1 protein-coding gene is annotated in these 2526 nt (G+C 76.8%); it reads right to left on the bottom strand.

The window, feature by feature from the left end:
• On the bottom strand, positions 1-2436 hold a 2436-nt coding region (locus ACOV8S_RS20715), incomplete at its 3' end, for a S41 family peptidase (RefSeq protein ID WP_448319284.1).
• Positions 2437-2526 lie beyond the last annotated feature (90 nt).

The raw sequence follows: 2526 nt of genomic DNA, 5'->3' as shown, positions 1-2526 counted from the left end.
GACCGGGTCGACGGGCCGCCCGCCGACGGCGACGATCGCGTCGCCGGGCCGGACCGCGACGCCCGGGGCGGCCAGCGGGGAGCGCGCCTTGGGGTCGGAGGTCTCCGAGGGCAGCACCCGGTCGACCCGCCAGGCCCCGTCCTCGTGCCGGGAGACGTCCGCGCCGAGCAGCCCCTGCCGCTCGTCGCCGCCGTGGCCGACGGGCGTGACGTAGGCGTGCGAGGTGCCGAGCTCGCCCTGCACCTCCCAGAGCAGGTCGACCAGGTCGTCGTGGGTGGCGAGCCGCTCGACGACCGGGCGGTAGCGGTCCAGGACGGCCTGCCAGTCGACGCCGCCGAGGTCGGGGCGCCAGAAGTTGTCCCGCATCAGGCGCCCGGCCTCGTCGAACATCTGCCGCCACTCGGCGGCCGGGTCGACGAGGTGGTGGATCCGGCCGAGGTCCACGGCGACCTCGTCGTCGCCGGAGGCCCGCCGGTCGCTCGGCACCACCCGGAGCCGCCCGCCGCCCCACACCGCCAGCCGCTTGCCGTCGCCGCTGACCGCGTAGGCGTCGACGTCCTCGCCCAGGGTGTCCAGCCGCAGCTGGGCCAGGTCGTAGCGCTCCAGGTCGCTCTTGGGCCCGGAGTCGTCGGGGGTGGCCCGCGACGCGCCGAGCACGCCCTCGACCGGGTGCCGCAGCCACAGCACGCCGTCCTTCGCGGTGCGCAGCGCGGTGTACCGGGCTGCCTCCACCGGGAAGGGCACGATCCGGTCGGCGAGGCCCTCGGGGTCGATCCGGGTGGCGGGGGTGCCCTCGCTCTCCGGCGTCTCGTCCTTGTCGGGCGCGTCCACCGGGCGTCCGTGCCGCTGCGGGCCGAACGGGGACGGCGTGGTGGCGGCGAGGGTGATCAGGTAGGGGCGGTTGGCTCCGACGAAGGCCAGGTCGAAGGAGTGCTCGTCGTAGACCGGGTCGAAGGCGCGCGCCGACAGGAAGGCGAGGTGCTTGCCGTCGGGGGTGAAGGCGGGCGAGAAGTCCCGGAACCGCAGCGGGGTCGCCTCGACCACCGACAGGTCGGCGGTGTGCGCCAGCTTCAGCTGGGCGAGTTCGCCGACGCCCGGGTGGGACCAGGCCAGCCAGGCGGAGTCGGGCGAGAAGACGAGCCCTGAGCAGTCGCCGTTCTCGCTGCGGTCCACCTCGCGCAGCTCACCGCTCTCCCGCTCGACGAGCAGCACCCGCCCGTCGTGGGAGGCGACGGCGAACCGTCCGCCGTCGGGCGCCACGGTCAGGCCCAGCACCCGGCCGAGCCGTCCGGCGCCGATCCGGCGCGGGCCGCCGCCCGCGGCGGGGCCGGTCGCCGGGGCGAACTCCAGGGCGTCCTCGCCCTCGGCGTCGGTGACCCAGACCGCCCACTCCTCGCCGTCCACCCGGAAGGCGCGGGCCAGCCGATTGCGCACGCCCGGCCCGGCGGCCAGCGCGCGGGCCGGGCCGGAGCGGTGGGTGACCCAGTGGACGCCGCCGCGGACGGTGACGGCGCTGCCGCGGGCGGTGTGGTCGGGCGAGAAGCCGCCGAGCCAGCGCGAGGGGGTCACGGGGTAGGGCTGCAGGTCGGCGCGCTGGCCGCCGAGGCGGACCTCCAGGCGGCGCGGCTCGGCGCCGTCCAGGTCGTCGAGCAGCCAGAGCTCGCCGGCCGAGCTGTACACGACGCGCTCGCCGTCGGTGGCGGCGTGCCGGGCGTAGAAGACGTCGTCCCCGACGGGGGTGTGGCGGCGCAGGTCCGAACCGTCGGCGAGGGAGGAGTAGAGGGCGCCGACGCCCTCGTGGTCGGACAGGAACGCGACCCTGTCCCGCGCCCACAGCGGGTACTCGAGGTTGCCGTCGAGGTCGGCGTGCAGGCGGGCGAACTCGCCGGGCGCCTCCTCCGACTCGATCCACAGCTTGCCCGCGGTGCCGCCCCGGTAGCGCTTCCACCAGGCCGCCTCACGGCCCATCGGCGCGGACAGCAGCACGGTGCGCGGGCCGAAGGCCACGTGGCCGACCGGGCCGTACGGCAGCCGCTCGGCGGGGCCGCCGTCCAGTGGCACGGCGCGGGCCCAGGAGCGGCGCAGGGTGGCCTCTCCGTGGGCGGAGGTCACCAGGACCCGTCCGTCCGGGGTCCAGCCGCGGACCCGGGTGGTCGGCGCGCCCCAGTGCGTCAGGCGCCGCGCGGGGCCGCCGTCCACGGGGGCGGCGTACGCCTCGGGGGCGCCGTCGCGGGCCGAGGTCCAGGCGACGTGGGCGCCGTCCGGGGAGATGCGGGGGTGGTTGACCGGCATGTTGTCCGCGCTGACCCGCCAGGCCCGGCCGCCGTCGAGCGGGGCGACCCAGACGTCGTCCTCGGCGGTGAAGGCGACCAGGTCGCCGTGCAGGTGCGGGAAGCGGAGATACGCGGGAGCGAGCGTCGAGGCAGACTTCGTCACCCGGTCAGCCTAAGCAGCGACCCCCGTCCCCCAACAGCCTTTCCACCGATCACCCTCCCGAGGCCTTGGCCGCTTCCCCCCTGGGCGCCC

Source organism: Streptomyces sp. CO7, from assembly GCF_053474865.1.
Note: the sequence above shows the minus strand (reverse complement) of the source record. Positions and strands in the feature narration are given on the sequence as shown.